Below are 1,358 nucleotides of genomic sequence, written 5' to 3'. Positions count from 1 at the left end.
CACTTGATGTTAGACTCTCTCAATAAAGTGGGGCGAGATAGAGGTTGCCATGAAATATCCACCAGAGCGCCGCGAGGCCATTATGCGGAAATTGCTGCCACCGAATAACCGGCCTATAGCGGAGTTAGCCCAGGAAGAAGGCATCTCCGATGCCACCCTCTACAAGTGGCGGAAAGAGGCCCGCGAGGCTGGGCAGCTGTTGCCAGACCATGGCTCTGATCCCGAAGGCTGGAGCTCAAGAGACAAGTTCAATGCCGTGCTTGAGACGGCGGCGCTCAGTGAGGCCGAGCTAGGAGAATATTGTCGAAAACGCGGCCTCTACCCTGAACACATTCGCCGCTGGCGCCAGAGTTGCGAGACCGCCAATGAGCGCGATGAAGCCTTTGAAAAACGCAGTCGTGAAGCGGTCAAGCAAGAGAAAAAACGCAACCGTGAACTCGAACGCGAACTTAAGCGCAAAGACGCAGCCCTGGCCGAAACCGCAGCGTTACTGACACTGCGAAAAAAGGCCCGGGCGATCTGGGGGGACGAGGACGACTGACCAGCACCCTGGATCGCCAGCGAGCTACGCAGCTGGTCGACGAGGCGTGGGCCGATGGGGCTCGCCTTAAAAGCGCCTGTGCCGAACTGGGCATAGGCACAAATACCTATCGCCGCTGGAAACAAGGTGGTGAGGATAAGCGACCCCATGCGCCCAAACGTACACCGCCCCATGCACTGACAGCCCTGGAGAAAGCGATGATCCTGGCCGTATGTCACGAGTCCGACTATGCCAGCTTACCACCGACACAGATCGTACCGATCTTGATGGATGAATATGATTGGTACCTGGCCTCTGAGTCCTCATTCTACCGGGTGCTGGCCGAGAATAATGAACATCATCGCCGGGGCTCACGCCAGAGCGGTCGTGTCGGGCCGCCACGACGACACGAAGCGACGGCACCAAACCAGGTCTGGTGCTGGGATGTGAGCCACCTGAAATCAACGGTTCGAGGGCGGTTCTTTTATCTGTACTTCATCCTGGATGTGTACAGCCGCAAGATCGTTGGCGCCGAAGTGTTCGAGGAAGAAAACTCAGCCAACAGCGCCATTGTGTTGCGTAAAGCGCTTTTGCGAGAGGGCTGTGTGAATAACCCACCCGTGGTGCACTCGGACAACGGCAGCGCGCTAAAAGGCGGTACGCTACCGGCGACGCTTGAAAAGCTGGGTGTCACACCTTCCTATAGTCGGCCCCGTGTATCCAATGACAACGCCTACATCGAGTCCCTGTTCGGTACCGCCAAACAACGACCGGAGTATCCGCCAGAAGGCTTTGACAGCCTCGAAGACGCACAGCAGTGGTCTTTGGTGTTCAGCAC

At 57.3% G+C, this 1,358-nt stretch carries 2 protein-coding genes; both read left to right on the top strand.

All coding sequences use genetic code 11. The features are described 5' to 3' along the window. Window positions 1-49 precede the first annotated feature (49 nt). The gene (locus tag WD071_RS00175; RefSeq protein ID WP_368046256.1) at window positions 50-541 is read left to right on the top strand and encodes a transposase; all 492 of its coding nucleotides are present in this window, start codon (window positions 50-52) and stop codon (window positions 539-541) included. Between the two features lie 197 nt (window positions 542-738). Next, window positions 739-1,358 (top strand): transposase (locus WD071_RS00170; protein ID WP_368046255.1); only part of this gene is annotated, 620 nt, incomplete at its 3' end.

The organism is Pseudohongiella sp., assembly GCF_040877505.1.
Lineage (GTDB): Bacteria > Pseudomonadota > Gammaproteobacteria > Pseudomonadales > Pseudohongiellaceae > Pseudohongiella.
Note: the sequence above shows the minus strand (reverse complement) of the source record. Positions and strands in the feature narration are given on the sequence as shown.

Excerpts from the sequence above, each read along its gene's own strand:
- WD071_RS00175 (WP_368046256.1), top strand. The coding sequence starts at position 50 with ATGAAATATCCACCAGAGCGCCGCGAGGCCATTATGCGGAAATTGCTG.